The following is a 253-nucleotide window of genomic DNA, read 5'->3' as shown; positions in this document are numbered from 1 at the left end:
ATTGGCGTGAAGCCAGTGCCGCCAATGTGACCGAGGCTGGAGATGGTGAAGCACGCACCTTGCATATCGTCTGGGGTGAGCTTCTTGTCGCGGGCCTTGGCCGCCAGCGCAGCCGCCTCAGCAGCAAGCTGCAGCAGGCTCTTCTGGTCGACGTTCTTGATGACCGGTACCAGCAGGCCATCCGGAGTATCGACGGCAAAGCCGATGTGTACGTATTTCTTGCGGATGATCGCTTTACCGCTCGGGGCCAGCG

At 60.9% G+C, this 253-nt stretch carries 1 protein-coding gene; it reads right to left on the bottom strand.

Features of this window, described 5'->3' with window-relative positions; all coding sequences use genetic code 11:
* Window positions 1-253, bottom strand: a 253-nt coding sequence (locus tag SB764_RS42755; RefSeq protein ID WP_410867143.1) for a 2-oxo acid dehydrogenase subunit E2, incomplete at both ends; no start/stop codon positions are given.

It is taken from the genome of Paraburkholderia sp. SIMBA_027 (genome assembly GCF_046535315.1).
Taxonomy (GTDB): Bacteria; Pseudomonadota; Gammaproteobacteria; order Burkholderiales; family Burkholderiaceae; genus Paraburkholderia; species Paraburkholderia tropica.
This window is presented reverse-complemented; position numbering and strand designations above follow the sequence as displayed.